The following is a 17,098-nucleotide window of genomic DNA, read 5'->3' on the forward strand; positions in this document are numbered from 1 at the left end:
TATTTTTACTGCGGCATCGCCTCGCGCGGAATAATCGCGCCGCGATACTGGATCACCGCACTGGCCGTCAGATGCCCGCGTCTGGCGGCAGCTTCCGCATCGCCGCCCGTCAGACGTACCGCCAGATAGCCTGCGCTGAACGAATCGCCCGCCGCGGTGGTATCAATCACTTTCTCTTTTGGCAGTTTCACCGCCGGTACATCAATCACCGCTTCTCCGGCGACCGACACCAGGCAGGACTCTGCACCTCGTTTCACCACCACTTCCGTCACGCCCGCCGCATGGGTACGGGCGATGACGTCCTCAACCGGCTGCTGTCCCCACAGGGCGTCTTCATCATCCAGCGTCAGGAAGGCGATGTCGGTGCACTCCAGCATCTGCTGGTACACCTGCTGCGTCTCTTCTTTGCTGGCCCACAGGCGTGGACGATAGTTGTTATCGAAAATCACTTTACCGCCGTTGGCGCGGCATTCACGCAGCAACGACAGCAGTTTGTCACGGCTGGCCGGGCTTAAGATGGCAAGGCTGATACCGCTCAGATACAGGTAATCAAAGGTTGCCAGCTCTTCGCAGATGGCGGCAGACTGTTCGCTTTCCAGCCAGAATTTTGCCGCTGCTTCGTTACGCCAGTAATAGAAGGTGCGCTCGCCGGTACTGTCGGTTTCGATGTAATAAAGACCCGGCAGGCGGTTTTCCATGCGCTGCGTCAGATCCGTATCCACCTTTTCACTCTGCCAGGCGTCCAGCATCTGCTGGCTGAAATTGTCCGTGCCGAGGGCGGTAACGTAGTGCACCGTCAGCGCTTCCGGGGCGACCTGGCGGGCGATATAAACCGAAGTATTTAAGGTATCGCCACCAAAGCCACGGTTAACTTCGGAGCCTTTTTGTGACAGTTCAATCATGCATTCGCCAATGACGGCAATTTTCCTGGACATAGTCGTAACCTGAATCGGAGTGATGGACAGTAGTTTGCGTTGCGGGTGTTTCATGGTCAATCATATTAAAACAACGTTCCATAAATTTTTTGAGCTGGCGCGTATAACGTGCATATTCTGCTGCCTGATTTTCCATATTGCCTTTTAAGTGAACATAAAGTTCTGTCCCTCCCCGCCGATAACTCAAGGACGAGTTCCGACAGGCCACTCACTCAATCAACAGGACAGACTGATAATGAAGTTAAAGCAGGTTATCCAGCGGCTAAACATTCCGGAGGCGAGCATTGAAAGCTTGCAGGAGCGACGGTACTGGTTGCAGTGCGAACGTGCTTATACTTATCAGCCGATCTACAAAACCGATGGCCATCTGATGGCGATTGAGGTCCTGACCATCGTCACGCATCCATCCGATCCCACACAGCGCATTGCGCCGGATCGTTACTTCGCGGAAGTGGCGGTGCGTCAGCGTGTTGACGTGGTGGAGGAGCAGATCACGCTGCTCGCCCGTCAGCATGATTTTTTTATGCGGCACGGCATTCTGGCATCGGTGAACGTCGACGGGCCGACGCTGCTGGCGATGCGCCAGCATGAATCGATGATCGATCTGATTAACACGCTGCCGTGGCTGCGTTTCGAGCTGGTGGAGCATATCCGCCTGCCGGATGACGTCTCCTTTGCGGCAATCTGTGAGATTTGCCCGCTGTGGCTGGATGATTTCGGCACCGGCATGGCCAACTTCTCGGCGCTGAGCGAAGTGCGTTACGACTACATTAAAGTCGCCCGCGATCTGTTCATCATGCTGCGTCAGACCCCGGAAGGCCGCAATCTGTTCACGCAGTTGCTGCAACTGATGAACCACTATTGTCAGGGCGTGATCGTGGAAGGTATTGAAACGCTGGAAGAGTGGCGCGACGTACAGGCCTCCCCTGCGGCAGCGGCGCAGGGCTATTTCCTCTCCCGTCCGGTTCCACTGGAAAATCTGCATCGTGTGATCCTGGCCCTGTGATGCTGGCGGTAATATCCCGCTGATTACGCAGTCATTCTGCCCTTTTTGTCAGCCTCAGCTATCTTTAAAAGAGGCAGGAAAAGACAGGAAGGAAGCAGGAATGACTAAAACAGGCAAAATTATAACCGCCGTCATTGGAACCCTCGTATTGTTGATCGTTATTGCGATCATCATCATTGCGACATTTGACTGGAACCGGCTCAAACCCACCATTAACGAAAAAGTCTCAACGGAGCTGAACCGTCCCTTTGCCATTCGCGGCGATCTGGGCGTGGTGTGGGAGCGCCAGAAACAGGAAACCGGCTGGCGCAGCTGGATCCCGTGGCCGCATGTGCACGCGGAAGACGTGGTGCTCGGCAACCCTCCTGATATTCCTGCTGTCACCATGGTGCATTTGCCGCGCGTTGAAGCGACGCTCGCGCCGCTGGCGCTGCTCACCAAGACCGTTTACCTGCCGTGGATCAAATTCCAGCAGCCGGACGCGAGGCTGATCCGCCTTTCGGAAAAAAACAATAACTGGACCTTCAATCTTGCCAGCGACGACAAGCCAAAAGATGAAAACGCGCAGCCATCGTCGTGGTCATTCCAGCTGGACAACATTCTTTTCGATCGTGGCCGCATTGATATTGACGATAAGGTCAGCCGCGCGGACATTGAGATCCTTGTCGATCCGCTGGGCAAACCGCTGCCTTTCAGTGAAGTCACCGGAGCGGATAAAGACAAAAACGCCAAAGTCGGCGACTACGTGTTCGGCCTGAAGGCCAAAGGACGCTACAACGGACAGCCGCTGACCGGTAGCGGTAAGATCGGCGGTATGCTGGCGCTGAAAAGCGAAGGCACGCCGTTCCCGGTGCAGGCGGATTTCCGTTCCGGCAATACCCGCGTGGCTTTTGTCGGTACGGTGAGCGATCCGATGAAAATGGGCGGCGTCGATCTGAAACTGAAATTCGCCGGGGATTCCCTGGGCGAGCTGTACGATCTCACCGGCGTCCTGCTGCCGGACACCCCGCCGTTTGAAACCGACGGCCGTCTGGTGGCAAAAATCGACGCTGAAAAAACCTCGGTTTACGATTATCGCAACTTTAATGGTCGCATCGGCGACAGCGACATTCACGGCTCGCTGACTTACACCACCGGCAAACCGCGTCCGAAACTGGAAGGCGATCTGGAATCCCGCCAGCTGCGTCTGGCGGATCTGGGGCCGCTGATCGGGGTGGATACCGGTAAAGGCGCAGAGCAGTCAAAACGCTCGGAAGAGAAAAAAGGCGAGAAAACTAACCAGCCGGCGGGCAAAGTGCTGCCCTATGACCGCTTCGAAACCGACAAGTGGGACGTGATGGACGCCGATGTGCGCTTCAAAGGGCGTCGCATTGAGCACGGCAGTTCGCTGCCATTGAGCGATCTTTCCACGCATATCATCCTTAAAAACGCCGATCTGCGTTTGCAGCCGCTGAAGTTCGGCATGGCGGGCGGCACCATCAATTCCAATATCCACCTGGAAGGCGATAAAAAGCCGATGCAGGGACGGGCGGATATTCAGGCGCGTCGTCTGAAGCTGAAAGAGCTGATGCCGGACGTGGAGCTGATGCAGAAAACCATTGGCGAGATGAACGGCGACGCGGAATTCCGCGGCACCGGCAATTCCATCGCCGCGCTGCTCGGCACCAGCAACGGTAATCTCAAGCTGCTGATGAACGACGGCGTCATCAGCCGCAACCTGATGGAAATTCTCGGGCTGAACGTCGGTAACTTTATTGTCGGGCAGATCTTTGGCGACGACGAAGTGCGGGTGAACTGCGCGGCGGCGAACATGGATCTGGTTAACGGCGTGGCGCGCCCGAGTATTTTCGCCTTCGATACGGAAAACGCCATTATCAACGTTACCGGCACCGCCAGCATGGCGTCTGAACAGCTGGATCTGACCATCAATCCGGAAAGTAAGGGCATACGTATCGTCACGTTGCGCTCGCCGCTGTACGTGCGTGGCTCGTTCAAAGATCCGCAGGCGGGCGTGAAGCCTGGTCCGCTGATCGCCCGTGGTGCGGTCGCCGCCGCGCTGGCCACGCTGGTGACGCCAGCCGCCGCGCTGCTGGCGCTGATCTCCCCGTCGGAAGGTCAGGAAAACCAGTGCAGTAATATTCTTTCGCAGATGAAACGCTAAGAGAGTCCCCTTTCCCGCCAGGGAAAGGGGTTATTCCCGGCACAGCCATTGCGTGGCTCCCCGGGTAATGAGGGCCGATTGGCGCGGCGTCGGCGGTCGGTCGCTGACCACAAAATCGAAGTCTGACAGGCTGCCGTTCTGGCAGACGGCGGTGCGGCCAAACTTACTGCTGTCCACCACCAGCACGGTTAACGCCGCGCTCGCCACCAGCGCATGACGCGCGGCGACCTCATCATCGTTAAAATCGAACAGCTCCCCCGCGTCACTGAGGCCGCCAACGGATACCACGCCCATATCCACCCGGTAGCGGCTAAAAAAGGCCAGCGCATCGCCGCCGATCACATCTAAATCACGCTTACGAATTCGCCCCCCGGCAATTGTCAGCGCGCAGTGTTCCCGCTGACTGAGCGGCAACGCGGCGTGCAGATTATTGGTGAATACCGCCAGACGGGAATCAGCGGGCAGCGCATGGGCCACCATTTCCACCGTCGTGCCGGTGCCGAGAAAACAGCTTTGCCAGCGGCTCAGCAGTTGCGCAGTGCGCTCGCCGATCCAGCGCTTACCGCTGATATTCACAATCTCCCGCTGCTGATAACCAATATTTTCGCGCGCGAAAGGGGCGACCACACCGTGACGGCGCAGCAGCAAACCCTGCGAGGTGAGCGTGCGCAAATCGCTGCGTACCGTTTGCAGCGATACGCCAAAGTAGTGGGCCAGCTGTTCAATGCTGATTTCGCCGCGCCCGGTGACCAGTTCAACGATGGCAGTCCGGCGGATTTCTGGAGTCATCTCACTTTCCTTCAATACGATTTCCCACAAGGTTACCGCGCCAATATGAAAATATTACTACGAAAGGAGATGGTCATATTTTTGTCAGATTGGCCTGTTTTAATCATCACAACGAAAACCGAGGGGAAACGGAAATGAGTAAAAAATTAGCGCTGGCGGCCGTTGTACTGGCAACACTGAGCGGACAGGCACTGGCAAAAAGCACGCTCACGCTCTACACCAGCCAGCCGAGTGAAGACGCGCAAATGACGGTCAATGCGTTTGAGAAAGCGCACCCGGATATTGAAGTGAAATGGATCCGCGACGGAACCACCAAACTGACCGCGCGCTTACAGGCGGAGATGGCGGCAGGCGGCGACGCGCCGGATGTGCTGCTCATCGCTGACAGTGTAACCATGGAATCCCTAAAGCAGCAGGATTTGCTGGCGGCCTATCACTCCCCGGAAGCCAGCCGCTATGACGCGCAGCTGTATGATAAAGCGGGCTTTTACTACGGCACCAAACTCATCACTACCGGCATCGCTTATCACACCAAAGCGCCGGTGAAGCCCTCCTCCTGGCAGGATCTGCTGAAGCCGGAGCTGAAAAATATGACCACGCTGCCCAGCCCGCTTTACTCCGGCGCGGCGCAAATCCATATGGCCGCATTGATGAACACCCCGCAGCTGGGCTGGGCCTATTACGAAAAACTGAAAGCCAACGGCGCGATGCCGCAGAGCGGTAACGGGGCGGTGATGAGCGCCATCACCTCCGGCAACAAAGCCTATGGCGTGCTGGTGGATTACATGGCGATCCGCGAGAAAGCAAAAGGCGCGCCTATTGATTTCGTCTTCCCGTCAGAAGGGGTCAGCATGGTCACCGAGCCGGTGGCGGTGATGAAGAGCGCCAAAAACCCGCAGGCGGCGCACGCCTTTATTGATTTCGTTCTCTCCGACGCGGGGCAGCGGCTGGTGCTGCAACAGGGTTATCTGCCAGCGGACGCCAGCCTGCCGGTTCCCGCCGGTTTCCCGCCGCGCGACAGCATCAAACTGATGCCGTTCGATGCCGCCAGAGCGCTGGCCGACGCGGAGCCGAACAAAAAACGCTTCAGCGATCTGTTTGGCAGCAAATAACCGATGAGCATCATGACCCTTCGTCAACCGACCAGCAGCGGCCCGCCGAAAGGGCTGCTGTGGTTATTGTTATGCATTGTGGCGCTGCTGAGCCTGTTGCCCAGCCTGCGTCTGTTAATGGCCGCGCTGCTGGACTGGCAGCAGGGCAGCAACAGCAGTTTAGGCCGCGTGCTGAGCAATCCATCAACCTGGACGGCGCTGTATAACAGCCTCTATACCAGCGGGCTTGGCACGCTGTTGTCGTTGCTGCTGGGCAGTCTGTTCGCCTTTTGTCTGGCGCTGACCAACATCCGCCTGAAACAGATGTGGGTGTTCCTGTTTATGCTGCCGATGATGATCCCGCCGCAGGTGACGGCGCTCAGCTGGCTGCAACTTTTTGGTCCCGGCAGCATTCTGCTGAACAGCATTGGCCTTGCGCCGTCGTTCGGCAGCCCGAATCCGCTCTATTCCGCCGAAGGTATCGCCCTGCTGCTGGGGATCCAGCATGCGCCGCTGGTCTTTCTGGCGCTGCGCACCCAGTTGCAGTGTCTGCCGAAAGAGCAGATCGAGGCCGCGCGGCTGAACGGCGCGTCGCTGTGGCGCGTATTCGTCGATATTGTGCTGCCGCTGTGCCGCACCGCGCTGTGGGCGGGGGCGGCGATTGCCTTTGTTTCCGCGCTCGGCAACTTCGGCATTCCGGCGATGCTCGGTATTCCCATCTCGTATTTCGTACTGCCGATCCAGATTTACCAGACGCTCTCCAGCTTCGGCCCGTCGATGCTCAGTGACGTGGCGGCGCTGTCGGTGCTGATGGGCGTGCTGGCGATTGGCATTGTGTCCTTACAGGGCGTGATGCAGCGACGCCACGCGCTGCCGCTGATCGGCATGGCGGGGCGGTCGCTGGATTTCCAGCTGGGTAAATGGCGGCTGGCGACGGAATCGCTGCTGGCGGTGGTGCTGTTCGCCATTTTGCTGCTGCCGCTGCTGGCGCTGATCGCCACCTCACTGGTGCCGACTCTCGGCGTACCGCTCAATAGCCAAACCCTGACGTTCGCCGCCTGGCATGCGATGTTCGATAACCAGAGCGCCACCTGGCGCGCGCTCACCAACAGTATGGTGCTGTCGGTTTCCGCCGCGCTGCTGCTGATGCTGATCGCCCTGCCGCTGGCCTGGCTGCTGGTGCGCTACGCCAGTCGCCCGCTGCGCTGGCTGCAAAACGCTATCGATATTCCCTACACCCTGCCGGGCGTGGTGCTGGCGATCGCCATTATTCTGCTGTTCTCGCGCCCGCTGCCGCTGCTTAACGTCAGCCTCAGCGGTACGCTGATGATCATCTTTATCGCCTATCTGGCGCGCTTTCTCACCGTCTGCCTGAAACCGGTGCATAACAGCATGCTGCAACTGGATCCGGCGATGGAAGAGGCCGCCAGTCTCGCCGGCGCGAATTTTTCCCAGCGTCTGCGCCATATTGTGCTGCCGTTGCTGGCGCCAGCCGCCTTTGCCGGCGCGCTGCTGGTTTTTCTCACCGCCGTGAATGAACTCACTGTTTCGGCGCTGCTGTGGAGCGCAGGCAAGGAGACCATCGGCGTGGTGATTTTCAACCTCGATGAGAGCGGCAATAAAGTGCTGGCGTCGGCGGTGTCGGTGCTGGTGGTGGCGCTGGTGACCTGTGTGATGTTGTTATTAAGCGGCCTGGGTCGCTATCTTCCCAAAGGAGTTATCCCGTGGCAGAACTGAAACTGGAGGGGCTTGGCAAAACCTTCGGCGAACAGACCGTGGTTCGCGATCTGCGCCTCACCATTCCGCAGGGGGCGTTTACGGCGTTGCTCGGGCCGAGCGGCTGCGGCAAAACCACGACGCTGCGTATTCTGGCCGGGCTTGAGCATCTGAGCCACGGGCGGTTATGGCTCGGCGATCGCCTGCTGGCGGATGAAAAAATCCATCTGCCGCCGGAGGTGCGCAACATGGGGATGGTGTTTCAGTCCTATGCCCTGTGGCCGCACATGACGGTGGCGGAAAACGTGGGCTATCCGTTAAAGCTGAAAAAAGTGCAGGGCGCGGCGCGACAGAAACAGGTGATGGCGGCGCTGGAGGTGGTGGAGCTGGGCGCGTACGCCGACCGTTCCCCGCAGGCGTTAAGCGGCGGGCAGCGGCAACGGGTGGCGCTGGCGCGCTGTCTGGTGTCGGAGCCGCAGGTGGTGCTGCTTGATGAGCCGCTGGCTAACCTCGACCGGCATCTGCGCGCCACCATGGAGCAGACGTTCCGTGAATTTCATCGCCGTACCGGCGCGACCTTTGTCTATGTGACGCACGATCAGGCCGAAGCGATGGCGCTGGCAAGCCATATCGCGGTGATGCATAAAGGGGAGCTGATGCAGTGGGGCACGCCGCAGGGGCTGTATCAGCATCCGCGCAGCGCCTGGGTGGCGCGTTTTATCGGCAAAGGCAGCGTGCTGGACGTCAGGGCGCAGGCTGATGACCGCCAGCTTAACGGCGGCGAATTGCACCGGGCATTAAGCGCCGGGGCCGCGGGACAGTGTCAGCAGGTGCTGGTGCGCCCCGAGCATGTCGAAGTGGCGCAGGACGGCCTGCCTGCCGAAGTGGAAAGCTGCATTTATCAGGGTGAGCGTTATCTGCTGGCGCTGCGTCTGGCGGACGGTCAGCAGTTGAGCGCGTTTCACCATTCGCCGCTGGATGTACAGCAGGCGGTGGCGGTGCGGCTGCATCAGGGCTGGCGTCTGGAGGCCGCGTGAACTTTCGCATCGAGATCATCAGCGGACTTAACCAGAAAGCGCCTGCCGCCATTTTACTGAGCACGCCGTCGCAGCGCATTTTGCTGGATGCGGGCGGGGCGCTTGACGCAGAGAGCGATGACTGGGCGGTGCCGGATAATCTGGATGCAGTATTGCTGAGCCACGATCACATTGATCATATCGCCGGGCTGTGCCGTCTGCCTCCACAGGTTCCGGTTTACTGTAGCGCGGTGACGGCCCGCTCGCTGCCCGCGCACCGCTCTGTTCATGTGATTGCGGTACGAGGTCAGTTCCGGCTTGGCGATCTTACCGTGACTACCGGCAGTTGCGGCCATGCCTATGGCGGCGTCTGGTTTCATTTCGATGTGCCGGGCGGTCTGTTTTACAGCGGCGATATCAGTATGGAGTCGGCGCTGTTTCGCTTCGATCCCCCGCCGCGCGCAGAGATTGCGCTGGTGGATGCCTCTTACGGATTGTATGACACGCCGCAATCGCAGCAGCGCGCGCACATTGCCGCGTATCTGCGTCAGCCGACGTTATGCCCGGTGCCGCCGTCAGGTCGCGCAGTGGAAATCGCGCTGCTTGAAGCGCAGGCCGGACGGCTGGCGATGGCGCTGGACGACGACTGCCGGGCGATGCTGACGGCGATGGCAGAGTACGATGACGGCAGTTTACAGACCGGCGTGCAGGCAGGCTTACGCGCGCTGCGCCAGCAACTGCTGCCGTTTTCCGTGACCGCGCCGCTGATCCTCGCCGCCGATCCTGACGGACAAACCGGCATGGCCGGGGCATTACGCGCGCAGCCGGATTTTTATCATCGCACCCTTTTTACCGGCCACATGAACCCGCGCGCCCGCCAGCAGTGGCAGAGCGGCGAGGTGGACTTTTGCCGCTGGAACGTCCACCCGACGCGGCGCTGTCTGCAACGCCTGGTGGTGATGCTCGGCTGTCATGCGCTGGCTCCGCTGTTTACGCCTCTGGACGATGTGCCACGCTGGCAGCAGGCGCTGGGCTGCACAATCATCACCGACAGCACCATTGAGAGGGAAGTATGTCATTAATCTGTAAGCCTTTTGTGCTGGTGCGCCACGGCGAGACGCCGCTTAATCTTGCACAGCGGATCGGGGGACGCAGCGATGTGCCGCTGACCGCGCGCGGCGAAGAACAGGCGCGTGCCGCCTCGGCGCTGCTGATGCGCCAGCGCTGGAGTTGCATTGCCGTCAGCCCGTTGCTGCGCGCTCGTCGTACCGCTGAACTGGCGCTGCCGGGCCAGCCCCTGACCCTGGTCGACGATCTGCGGGAGCGGGACTGGGGTGACCTGGAAGGGATGCCCATTGCCTCGCAACCGCCCTATGAACAGACGCCGCCGCACGGCGAATCATGGCAGGCATTTTGCGATCGCGTCACCAGCGCGCTGAACCTTCTGCTTACCGCCCACGAGACGCCGCTGCTGGTGGCGCATTCCGGGATCTTCCGGGTCATTAATCTGTATGCCACCGGCACGCCATACGGCGAACGTATGGGGAATGTTGTACCGATGTGGATCATGCCAGGCCTGCGGGCTGGCGAATGGGAAATCGTCCCGCTGGAGGAACGTTATGTCGTATGAAGAGTGCGTGATCGTCGATATTGACGGCACGCTCGCCGAATTTGATGCAGAAGCTGTGCGTCAGTGGGTACTGGGCGAAGAGAAGCAGTGGCTGCCGTTTTTTGAACATATGGCGCAGGCGCTGCCAGGGGTGGCGGTAGCCCGTCTTGTTGGCATCCTCAGCGCTCAGCAGCAAAAAATCGTTATTTGCAGCGGACGCCCGGCCAGTTATCAGCACTACACGCAGACATGGCTGGAGCAGCACAGTATCCCGTTTGATGCGCTCTATCTGCGGCCGGACGACGAAGATCATCTTGCTGATGAAGTGGTAAAAAAGCGCCTGTTGCAGCGCATCCGCGAGGATGGTTATCAGCCCTGGCTGGTGATCGATGACCGCCAGGCGGTGGTGGATTTCTGGCGGGCCGAAGGGCTGACCTGCCTGCAATGCGCGCCGGGGGATTTCTAGCTGTCAGGGGGCTTCCATTAACCGGCTGATGTGAATACTCAGCCAGGTCAGTTCATCTTTTGGCAGCGTGAGCTGATATTTTTCCTGCACATAGTCGCGGATCGCCCAGGCGACGTTCATGGCGTCCGGGCGATGGCGCAGCAGTTCCTGATAGAAATCGTCGGTGTCATTGGCAGTGACGTTGCCGGCGATCAGCCGCTCGGCAAAGTAGCGCAGGTGGGTAATAAAACGGTTGTAGTTTACCGAGTTGATGTCGAGATTTTTATTGAGCTTATAGCGCACGATCTCCGCGATGCGGTTGACCAGTTCCACCTGCTGGTGGGCGCTGGCCTGATCGCTGCTGCCCGTCGCGTTGATAATATGAAAAGCGATATTCACCGCCTCGTCATCCGGCAGCGTGACGGCAAAGCGGGCGTTGACCTGCTGCATTGCCTGCTGGCCTAACAGATACTCTTTCTGATAATACCGCTTCACTTCCCAGCTGAGCTTGTTAAAAAACGGCTGATCTTTACGGCAGCGTTCCACGGCAAACCACAGGTGCTCGGCGAGGGTAAAGAACAGCACGGCGTTGAGCTTTTCCACATACGCCTGCTGGATCTGCGTGATGATGTCGTGGGTCAGCTCAAAAAAAGCCGCAGGAATGGTGTCCGTCAGCGATAAAAAGTGCCGGGATTTCAGATCCGCCAGCGGCAGGAAGATCTTTTCCACCTGCGCAATGTCGATAAGCTCGCCGGGTTTGCTGCCAAACCCGATGCCCTTACCGAACAGGATCATCTCCTGCTGGTCATAGTCGACCAGCAGCATACTGTTATTCAGCGACTTTTTTACTGTTATCACGGTCAATTCCTGCGGCTTTACAGCCGTTAGTCGAGGTCGGCCCCGTTGCTGGCGATCACTTTCTTATACCACCAGAACGAGTCTTTACGCAGACGTTCCAGCGAGCCATTGCCTTCATCATCCTGATCGACATAGATAAAACCATAGCGCTTGGACATTTGCGACGTCCCGGCGCTGATGATGTCAATCGGCCCCCAGGTGGTGAAGCCCATCACCTCCACGCCTTCGTTAATCGCCGCCAGCGTTTGCGCAAAGTGGGCGCGGAAATAGTCGATACGGTAGCTGTCATGGATTTCGCCATTTTCCACCACGTCTTTCGCGCCCAGGCCGTTTTCAACGATAAACAGCGGTTTTTTATAGCGATCGTAAAGCTCCAGCAGCGAGATTTTCAGCCCCACGGGATCGATCTGCCAGCCCCAGTCGGACGCCGGAAGATGCGGGTTCTTCACGCCAAGAATGGTGTTGCCCGGCGTGCGCTCGACGTCTGGCTGGGTGCTTTCAGTAAGAGACATGTAATAGCTGAACGACACAAAATCCACGGTATGGGCTTTGAGGATCGCCTTATCCTCCGGCTGCATAGCGATGTGAATATCACGCCGTTCAAGGTCGCGCAAAATCAGCGGCGGGTATTCGCCAGACACCTGCACATCGGCATAGAAGTAGTTTTCGAGGTTTTTCTTCAGCGTCGCTTCCACATCCTCCGGGCGGCAGCTGTAGGGATACGTGGTCAGTTTGGTGAGCATACAACCCACCTGGCTGCCGGGGATTTTGGCATGGCAGTCGCGGGTCACCAGCGCCGAGGCGACAAACTGGTGATGCAGCCCCTGATAAATATCCTGCTTCGCCTTGCCCGGCGCGCTTTTATCCTCGCGGATCCCCGCAGTGGTAAACGGATGGCGATGGATGCTGTCGATTTCGTTAAACGTCAGCCAGTAGCGCACCTGATCTTTGTAGCGGTCAAAACAGACATTTGAGAAGCGCACAAAGGCGTCCAGCACGTTACGGTGCACCCAGCCGTTATATTTTTCGCTCAGCGCCAGCGGCATTTCATAATGCGAAAGCGTCACCAGCGGTTCAATGTTGTAGTGGCGCAGCTCGCGGAACAGATCGTCGTAAAATTGCAGGCCTGCTTCGTTAGGCTCGGCATCTTCACCGGTGGGGAAAATGCGCGACCAGGCAATGGACACGCGCAGCACCTTAAAGCCCATCTCGGCGAACAGCGCAATGTCGCCTTTATAGCGGTGGTAAAAGTCGATGCCGCGCCGTTTCGGGTACAGGGCGTCGTTTTTGCCGGTTAAGGCATCGCTGACGTTTTCGTCGCTCAGCGCCAGATGACCATCATAGCTCTTCAGGGAAAGGTTTGGTTTCCAGGTGATGGCGTCGGCCACGGATGGCCCTTTGCCGTCAACATTCCACGCGCCTTCCGCCTGATTCGCGGCAATGGCGCCGCCCCATAAAAACCCCTGCGGAAAGCCAGAATATTTATCCATTACACGGACTCCTTTAACGTCATTATGATGTGAGGATGAGTGGATTGCGCCCCGCGCGCGGCGGGGGCAATGGCAAAGCGTTCGCTGTTGGTGACGATCATCATCACCACCGGATCGAATCCGGCCGCCACGATGTCATCAAGATCAAAACGGACCAGAACATCGCCGGTGCTGACGTGCTGACCTTCGCTCACCTGCGGGTGAAAGCCCTGACCGTTCAGTTTGATGGTGTCGATACCGATATGAAAAATCAGCTCCACGCCGTCATCGGTCAGCAGACTGACCGCATGGCCAGTGTCAAAAACGTTCATGATGGTGCCGCTGGCAGGCGCACGCAGTATGCCCTGCGAAGGGATGATGGCGATGCCGTCGCCCATGATGCGCTTTGAGAATACATCGTCCGCAACGCGCTCCAGCGGGATGATTTTCCCCTCCACCGGCGGCGCGAAATCCAGCTGACGTTCAGCGGCCTGCGGCGTTTTATCCCGCCACAGCAGCAGGGCGGCGAAAAAGGCAATGGCGAAGGACAGGCCGCCACCGGCAAAGGCCCAGAGAATATTCACGGGATTGGTTGGGGAGACGAACATGGAGATGCTGGCAAGGCCGGGACCGACCAGCGCGAAGGCTTCAATCGCCATCCAGCCGATAAACGCGCCGCCAATCACGCTGCCGGCAATCACGCTATAGAGCGCTTTTTTATGCAGCAGCGTGACGCCGTAAAGCGCGGGTTCCGTAATGCCGAACAGGGCGGAGATCCCGGCGGAAATCGCCGTGGATTTCAGCGCTTTGTCTTTGCTTTTTAAGGCAATGGCAAAACAGGCGCCGGATTCGGCGATGTTATGCGCCAGCGACGCGGGCAGGTAGAGCATTTCGCGCCCGAACTGGCTCATCGACGCCACGGCGTAAGGCAACATGGGTTTGTGCATTCCGGCGGCCACCATAAAGGGTAACGCCGCTGCCAGCAGGCCCGTCGCCACGAATCCCAGTTTGCCGTAGAGCCATAAGATCACCGTTGCCAGTCCGGCCCCCAGTTCGTAACCCAGCGGGCCTAAAATCAGCAGCGTAACGGGGACAGTGACCAGCAGCGACAGCATCGGCGAGAGAAAAATACGCAGCGCGCCGGGGGAGTAGCGGTTGAAGATTTTTTCCGTCTGCGCATAAAACAGCACGCATAAAATCGCCGGGAATACCTGCGAGGCATAGGCAACGTTCTGTAAATCAAGCGATAAAAAGGTCGCGCCCTCCGCCAGCTGTTTAGACATGGCGGGCAGCACCATCACCGACACCGCCGACACCGCCACCAGCACGTTTACTTTCAACTTAATGGCGGTGGTGATGGCGACGAGAATGGGCAGGAAATAGAGCGGTGCGGAACCGATGTTATCCAGCACTTTATAGGTGGAGGAATCCCGCGTCAGCCAGCCCATCAGATCCAGCAACAGCAGCAGCGACTTGAGCACGCCGCCGCCCGCAATGGCCGGCACCAGCGGCTGAAAAACGCTGATCACAAAATCCACTATCTTTGCGCCACGGCTGACTTTATCGGTTGTGGACGGTGTGGTCTGTTGCGGCGTGCCCACCAGCGATCTTACCGCATCGTAAACCTGTACGACGTCATGGCCGATGATCACCTGACACTGTACGTTGACCCGTACGCCTAACACGCCGGGAATGCTTTCCAGCGCGGGCTGATCCACTTTGGCGTTATCGTGCAGGCTGAGCCGTAACCGTGTGGAGCAGTGCTCAATATGGGCAATGTTTTCTGCGCCCCCAATGTGGGCGATGATATCCAGAGCTGTCTGTAAGTGGTTCATATCAGGCCTCATTTATTTGGCGCAAAAAAAAACCTGAAGCCTTCCCCCACTGTGCAGAGAGGGAAGGCTTCAGGTCTTGCCTACGTAACGTAGTAACACGCCTTAGCCTTTTATATCGTCGCAGAACGTACTGAAAGTCAAACATCCACCGCGCGAACGATGCATAACTGTGAGCTGATTAACAACTCGCCGCCCTTTTGTGAACAGGCGACGAGGTGCAGTTTCAGCTTTTTTTCGCGCCGTAGCGTGCAAACCAGGTCAGCATGCGCTGCCAGCCATCCTGCGCGGATTCGGCGTGGTAGCTCGGGCGATAATCGGCGTTAAAGGCATGCCCGGCATCGGGATAAACCACGATTTCCGCCGTGGCGTTAGCCGCCCGCAGCGCCTGGCGCATGGTGTCGACAGTGTCCTGCGGAATACTGGAGTCCTGCGCGCCGTAAAGACCAAGCACCGGGGCGGTGAGTTCGGTGGCAATATCCACCGGATGGGACGGTGAGTTCATGGTTTTATCCCCCACCAGTTTGCCGTACCACGCCACCGCCGCTTTCAGCTGCGGATTGTGCGCGGCATACAGCCAGGCGATGCGGCCGCCCCAGCAAAAACCGGTCGCCAGCAGGCGGTGCGGATCGCCGCCGTTGCGCGCAGCCCAGTTGGCGACATGATCCAGATCCGCCAGCACCTGTGCGTCCGGCACCTTTGAAACCAGTTCGCTGAACAGGGTCGGAATATCGTCATACGCATTCGGATCCCCCTGACGGAAATAGAGCTCCGGCGCCACGGCAAGATAGCCTTCCTTCGCCAGGCGACGGCAGAGATCGCGGATGTGCTCATGCACGCCAAAAATTTCCTGGATGACAATCACCACCGGCAGCGCGCCGGCAGCCTCTGCCGGACGGGCGTGGTAGGCAGGCATATTGTCTCCCCGCGAGGGGATGGACGTCAGACCCGCGACAATACCGTCGTCAGCAGTCGTGATGGCGGTGGATGCATGGGGCGAAGCAGCAGGGGCAAAGCCGGGTTGTTTGTCAGTGGTCATGGCGATCTCCGTACCCTTGTAGTGGTGCAAAAAAGTAGCGCAATAAATAACTATAGTCAGCCGTCTAAAATACAGCGCTCACGAAAGCGGCTATCTTTTGAGAAGTGCCCGCCTGACGAACATGTTAATGTGATGTGTATCACTATTTTATGGAAAACCACTGCAAACAATTTTATTGGTGGTGATGGTTGTCACGAAATTTAACGTGCAGCTTCTGTAAAGTACCTTTTTGCTACTTCTGACAAACCGATCTACAGAGGAGTCACCTATGTCACAGTCTGATGTTTTTCACCTCGGCCTCACTAAAAACGATTTACAAGGGGCTACGCTTGCCATCGTCCCTGGCGACCCGGAGCGAGTGGAAAAGATCGCCGCGCTGATGGATAAGCCGGTTAAGCTGGCATCGCACCGCGAATTCACCTCCTGGCGCGCTGAACTGGACGGCAAGCCGGTGATCGTGTGCTCCACCGGTATCGGCGGCCCGTCCACCTCTATCGCCGTGGAAGAGCTGGCGCAGCTGGGCATTCGTACTTTCCTGCGCGTCGGCACCACCGGGGCGATCCAGCCGCACATTAACGTCGGCGACGTGCTGGTGACCACCGCCTCTGTACGCCTTGACGGCGCCAGCCTGCACTTTGCGCCGATGGAATACCCGGCCGTCGCTGATTTTGCCTGCACCACGGCGCTGGTCGAGGCGGCGAAGTCCGTCGGCGCCACCACGCACATCGGCGTGACCGCCTCTTCTGACACCTTCTATCCGGGTCAGGAACGTTATGACACCTTCTCTGGCCGCGTGGTAAAACGCTACAAAGGTTCCATGGAAGAGTGGCAGTCCATGGGCGTAATGAACTACGAAATGGAATCCGCCACGCTGCTGACCATGTGCTCAAGCCAGGGTCTGCGCGCCGGTATGGTGGCGGGCGTGATCGTTAACCGCACCCAGCAGGAGATCCCGAACGCGGAAACCATGAAGCAGACCGAAAGCCACGCGGTGAAAATCGTGGTGGAAGCGGCGCGTCGCCTGCTGTAGTTCGCGTTTTTTACCTCCATTTCCAGGGCCGATCCATTCGGCCCTTTCTTTTTGCGTAGCGCCTCGCAGGAAATCCCTTCCCAGGTGGACATCTGTACAGCA

The 17,098-nt window shown here is 58.5% G+C and carries 15 protein-coding genes; 9 read left to right on the forward strand and 6 right to left on the reverse strand.

Going from position 1 to position 17,098, the window contains the following annotated elements:
- Positions 1-5: 5 nt before the first annotated feature.
- Positions 6-935, reverse strand: a complete 930-nt coding sequence (locus QRD42_RS05920; protein WP_321988400.1) for a sugar kinase — start codon at positions 933-935, stop codon at positions 6-8.
- 235 nt (positions 936-1,170) lie between these two features.
- Here QRD42_RS05920 and pdeH point away from each other — a divergent pair, with 235 nt between their 5' ends.
- The gene (gene pdeH / locus QRD42_RS05925; RefSeq protein WP_321988401.1) at positions 1,171-1,941 is read left to right on the forward strand and encodes a cyclic-guanylate-specific phosphodiesterase; all 771 of its coding nucleotides are present in this window, start codon (positions 1,171-1,173) and stop codon (positions 1,939-1,941) included.
- Between the two features lie 100 nt (positions 1,942-2,041).
- Complete coding sequence (locus QRD42_RS05930; RefSeq protein WP_321988402.1) at positions 2,042-4,102, forward strand: AsmA family protein; 2,061 nt, start codon at positions 2,042-2,044, stop codon at positions 4,100-4,102.
- Positions 4,103-4,132: 30 nt separating this feature from the next.
- On the opposite strand, the gene QRD42_RS05935 is transcribed toward QRD42_RS05930, so the two are convergent.
- Positions 4,133-4,891 (reverse strand): DeoR/GlpR family DNA-binding transcription regulator, encoded by a 759-nt coding sequence (locus QRD42_RS05935; protein WP_318364760.1) that lies wholly within the window; start codon positions 4,889-4,891, stop codon positions 4,133-4,135.
- A 134-nt stretch (positions 4,892-5,025) separates the two neighbouring features.
- Between QRD42_RS05935 and QRD42_RS05940 the strand changes: the two genes are divergently transcribed.
- The 6 genes from QRD42_RS05940 to QRD42_RS05965 are packed head-to-tail and all read left to right on the forward strand — an operon-like array spanning position 5,026 to position 10,789.
- Positions 5,026-6,003 (forward strand): ABC transporter substrate-binding protein, encoded by a 978-nt coding sequence (locus QRD42_RS05940; protein WP_318364761.1) that lies wholly within the window; start codon positions 5,026-5,028, stop codon positions 6,001-6,003.
- 12 nt (positions 6,004-6,015) lie between these two features.
- Positions 6,016-7,719 carry an ABC transporter permease gene (locus QRD42_RS05945; RefSeq protein WP_072571515.1) on the forward strand — a complete coding sequence of 568 codons (1,704 nt, stop codon included), beginning with the start codon at positions 6,016-6,018 and terminating at the stop codon, positions 7,717-7,719.
- Complete coding sequence (locus QRD42_RS05950; RefSeq protein WP_321988403.1) at positions 7,707-8,735, forward strand: ABC transporter ATP-binding protein; 1,029 nt, start codon at positions 7,707-7,709, stop codon at positions 8,733-8,735. The genes QRD42_RS05945 and QRD42_RS05950 overlap by 13 nt, the downstream gene beginning before the upstream one ends.
- A complete protein-coding gene (locus QRD42_RS05955) occupies positions 8,732-9,796 on the forward strand; it encodes an MBL fold metallo-hydrolase (protein WP_321988404.1) in 1,065 nt (354 codons plus the stop codon). The genes QRD42_RS05950 and QRD42_RS05955 overlap by 4 nt, the downstream gene beginning before the upstream one ends.
- A complete protein-coding gene (locus tag QRD42_RS05960) occupies positions 9,787-10,344 on the forward strand; it encodes a histidine phosphatase family protein (RefSeq protein ID WP_072571489.1) in 558 nt (185 codons plus the stop codon). Before QRD42_RS05955 ends, QRD42_RS05960 begins: the two co-directional genes overlap by 10 nt.
- Positions 10,334-10,789 (forward strand): polynucleotide kinase, encoded by a 456-nt coding sequence (locus tag QRD42_RS05965; RefSeq protein ID WP_072571490.1) that lies wholly within the window; start codon positions 10,334-10,336, stop codon positions 10,787-10,789. The genes QRD42_RS05960 and QRD42_RS05965 overlap by 11 nt, the downstream gene beginning before the upstream one ends.
- A 3-nt stretch (positions 10,790-10,792) precedes the next feature.
- Here the strand turns inward: QRD42_RS05965 and QRD42_RS05970 are convergent, their stop codons facing one another.
- The 4 genes from QRD42_RS05970 to QRD42_RS05985 all read right to left on the reverse strand — a co-directional run bounded on the left by QRD42_RS05970 (position 10,793) and on the right by QRD42_RS05985 (position 15,966).
- The gene (locus QRD42_RS05970; RefSeq protein WP_321988405.1) at positions 10,793-11,626 is read right to left on the reverse strand and encodes a PRD domain-containing protein; all 834 of its coding nucleotides are present in this window, start codon (positions 11,624-11,626) and stop codon (positions 10,793-10,795) included.
- A gap of 26 nt (positions 11,627-11,652) precedes the next feature.
- A complete protein-coding gene (locus QRD42_RS05975; protein ID WP_321988406.1) occupies positions 11,653-13,116 on the reverse strand; it encodes a glycoside hydrolase family 1 protein in 1,464 nt (487 codons plus the stop codon).
- Positions 13,116-14,930, reverse strand: a complete 1,815-nt coding sequence (locus QRD42_RS05980; protein WP_321988407.1) for a beta-glucoside-specific PTS transporter subunit IIABC — start codon at positions 14,928-14,930, stop codon at positions 13,116-13,118. The genes QRD42_RS05975 and QRD42_RS05980 overlap by 1 nt, the downstream gene beginning before the upstream one ends.
- A gap of 223 nt (positions 14,931-15,153) precedes the next feature.
- Positions 15,154-15,966, reverse strand: coding sequence for a dienelactone hydrolase family protein (locus QRD42_RS05985; protein ID WP_072571494.1), 813 nt, complete (start codon positions 15,964-15,966; stop codon positions 15,154-15,156).
- A gap of 268 nt (positions 15,967-16,234) precedes the next feature.
- Between QRD42_RS05985 and udp the strand changes: the two genes are divergently transcribed.
- The gene (udp, locus tag QRD42_RS05990; RefSeq protein ID WP_072571495.1) at positions 16,235-16,996 is read left to right on the forward strand and encodes a uridine phosphorylase; all 762 of its coding nucleotides are present in this window, start codon (positions 16,235-16,237) and stop codon (positions 16,994-16,996) included.
- Positions 16,997-17,098 lie beyond the last annotated feature (102 nt).

The sequence above is a fragment of the Enterobacter sp. PGRG2 genome (assembly GCF_030291195.1).
In the GTDB taxonomy this organism is placed as follows: domain Bacteria; phylum Pseudomonadota; class Gammaproteobacteria; order Enterobacterales; family Enterobacteriaceae; genus Enterobacter_D.

Coding starts and splice junctions, on each gene's coding strand:
- QRD42_RS05945 (WP_072571515.1), top strand. CDS start 6,016: ATGACCCTTCGTCAACCGACCAGCAGCGGCCCGCCGAAAGGGCTGCTG.
- QRD42_RS05965 (WP_072571490.1), top strand. CDS start 10,334: ATGTCGTATGAAGAGTGCGTGATCGTCGATATTGACGGCACGCTCGCC.
- QRD42_RS05975 (WP_321988406.1), bottom strand. CDS start 13,116: ATGGATAAATATTCTGGCTTTCCGCAGGGGTTTTTATGGGGCGGCGCC.
- udp (WP_072571495.1), top strand. CDS start 16,235: ATGTCACAGTCTGATGTTTTTCACCTCGGCCTCACTAAAAACGATTTA.
- QRD42_RS05930 (WP_321988402.1), top strand. CDS start 2,042: ATGACTAAAACAGGCAAAATTATAACCGCCGTCATTGGAACCCTCGTA.
- QRD42_RS05960 (WP_072571489.1), top strand. CDS start 9,787: ATGTCATTAATCTGTAAGCCTTTTGTGCTGGTGCGCCACGGCGAGACG.
- QRD42_RS05935 (WP_318364760.1), bottom strand. CDS start 4,891: ATGACTCCAGAAATCCGCCGGACTGCCATCGTTGAACTGGTCACCGGG.
- QRD42_RS05980 (WP_321988407.1), bottom strand. CDS start 14,930: ATGAACCACTTACAGACAGCTCTGGATATCATCGCCCACATTGGGGGC.
- QRD42_RS05940 (WP_318364761.1), top strand. CDS start 5,026: ATGAGTAAAAAATTAGCGCTGGCGGCCGTTGTACTGGCAACACTGAGC.
- QRD42_RS05985 (WP_072571494.1), bottom strand. CDS start 15,966: ATGACCACTGACAAACAACCCGGCTTTGCCCCTGCTGCTTCGCCCCAT.
- pdeH (WP_321988401.1), top strand. CDS start 1,171: ATGAAGTTAAAGCAGGTTATCCAGCGGCTAAACATTCCGGAGGCGAGC.
- QRD42_RS05920 (WP_321988400.1), bottom strand. CDS start 935: ATGTCCAGGAAAATTGCCGTCATTGGCGAATGCATGATTGAACTGTCA.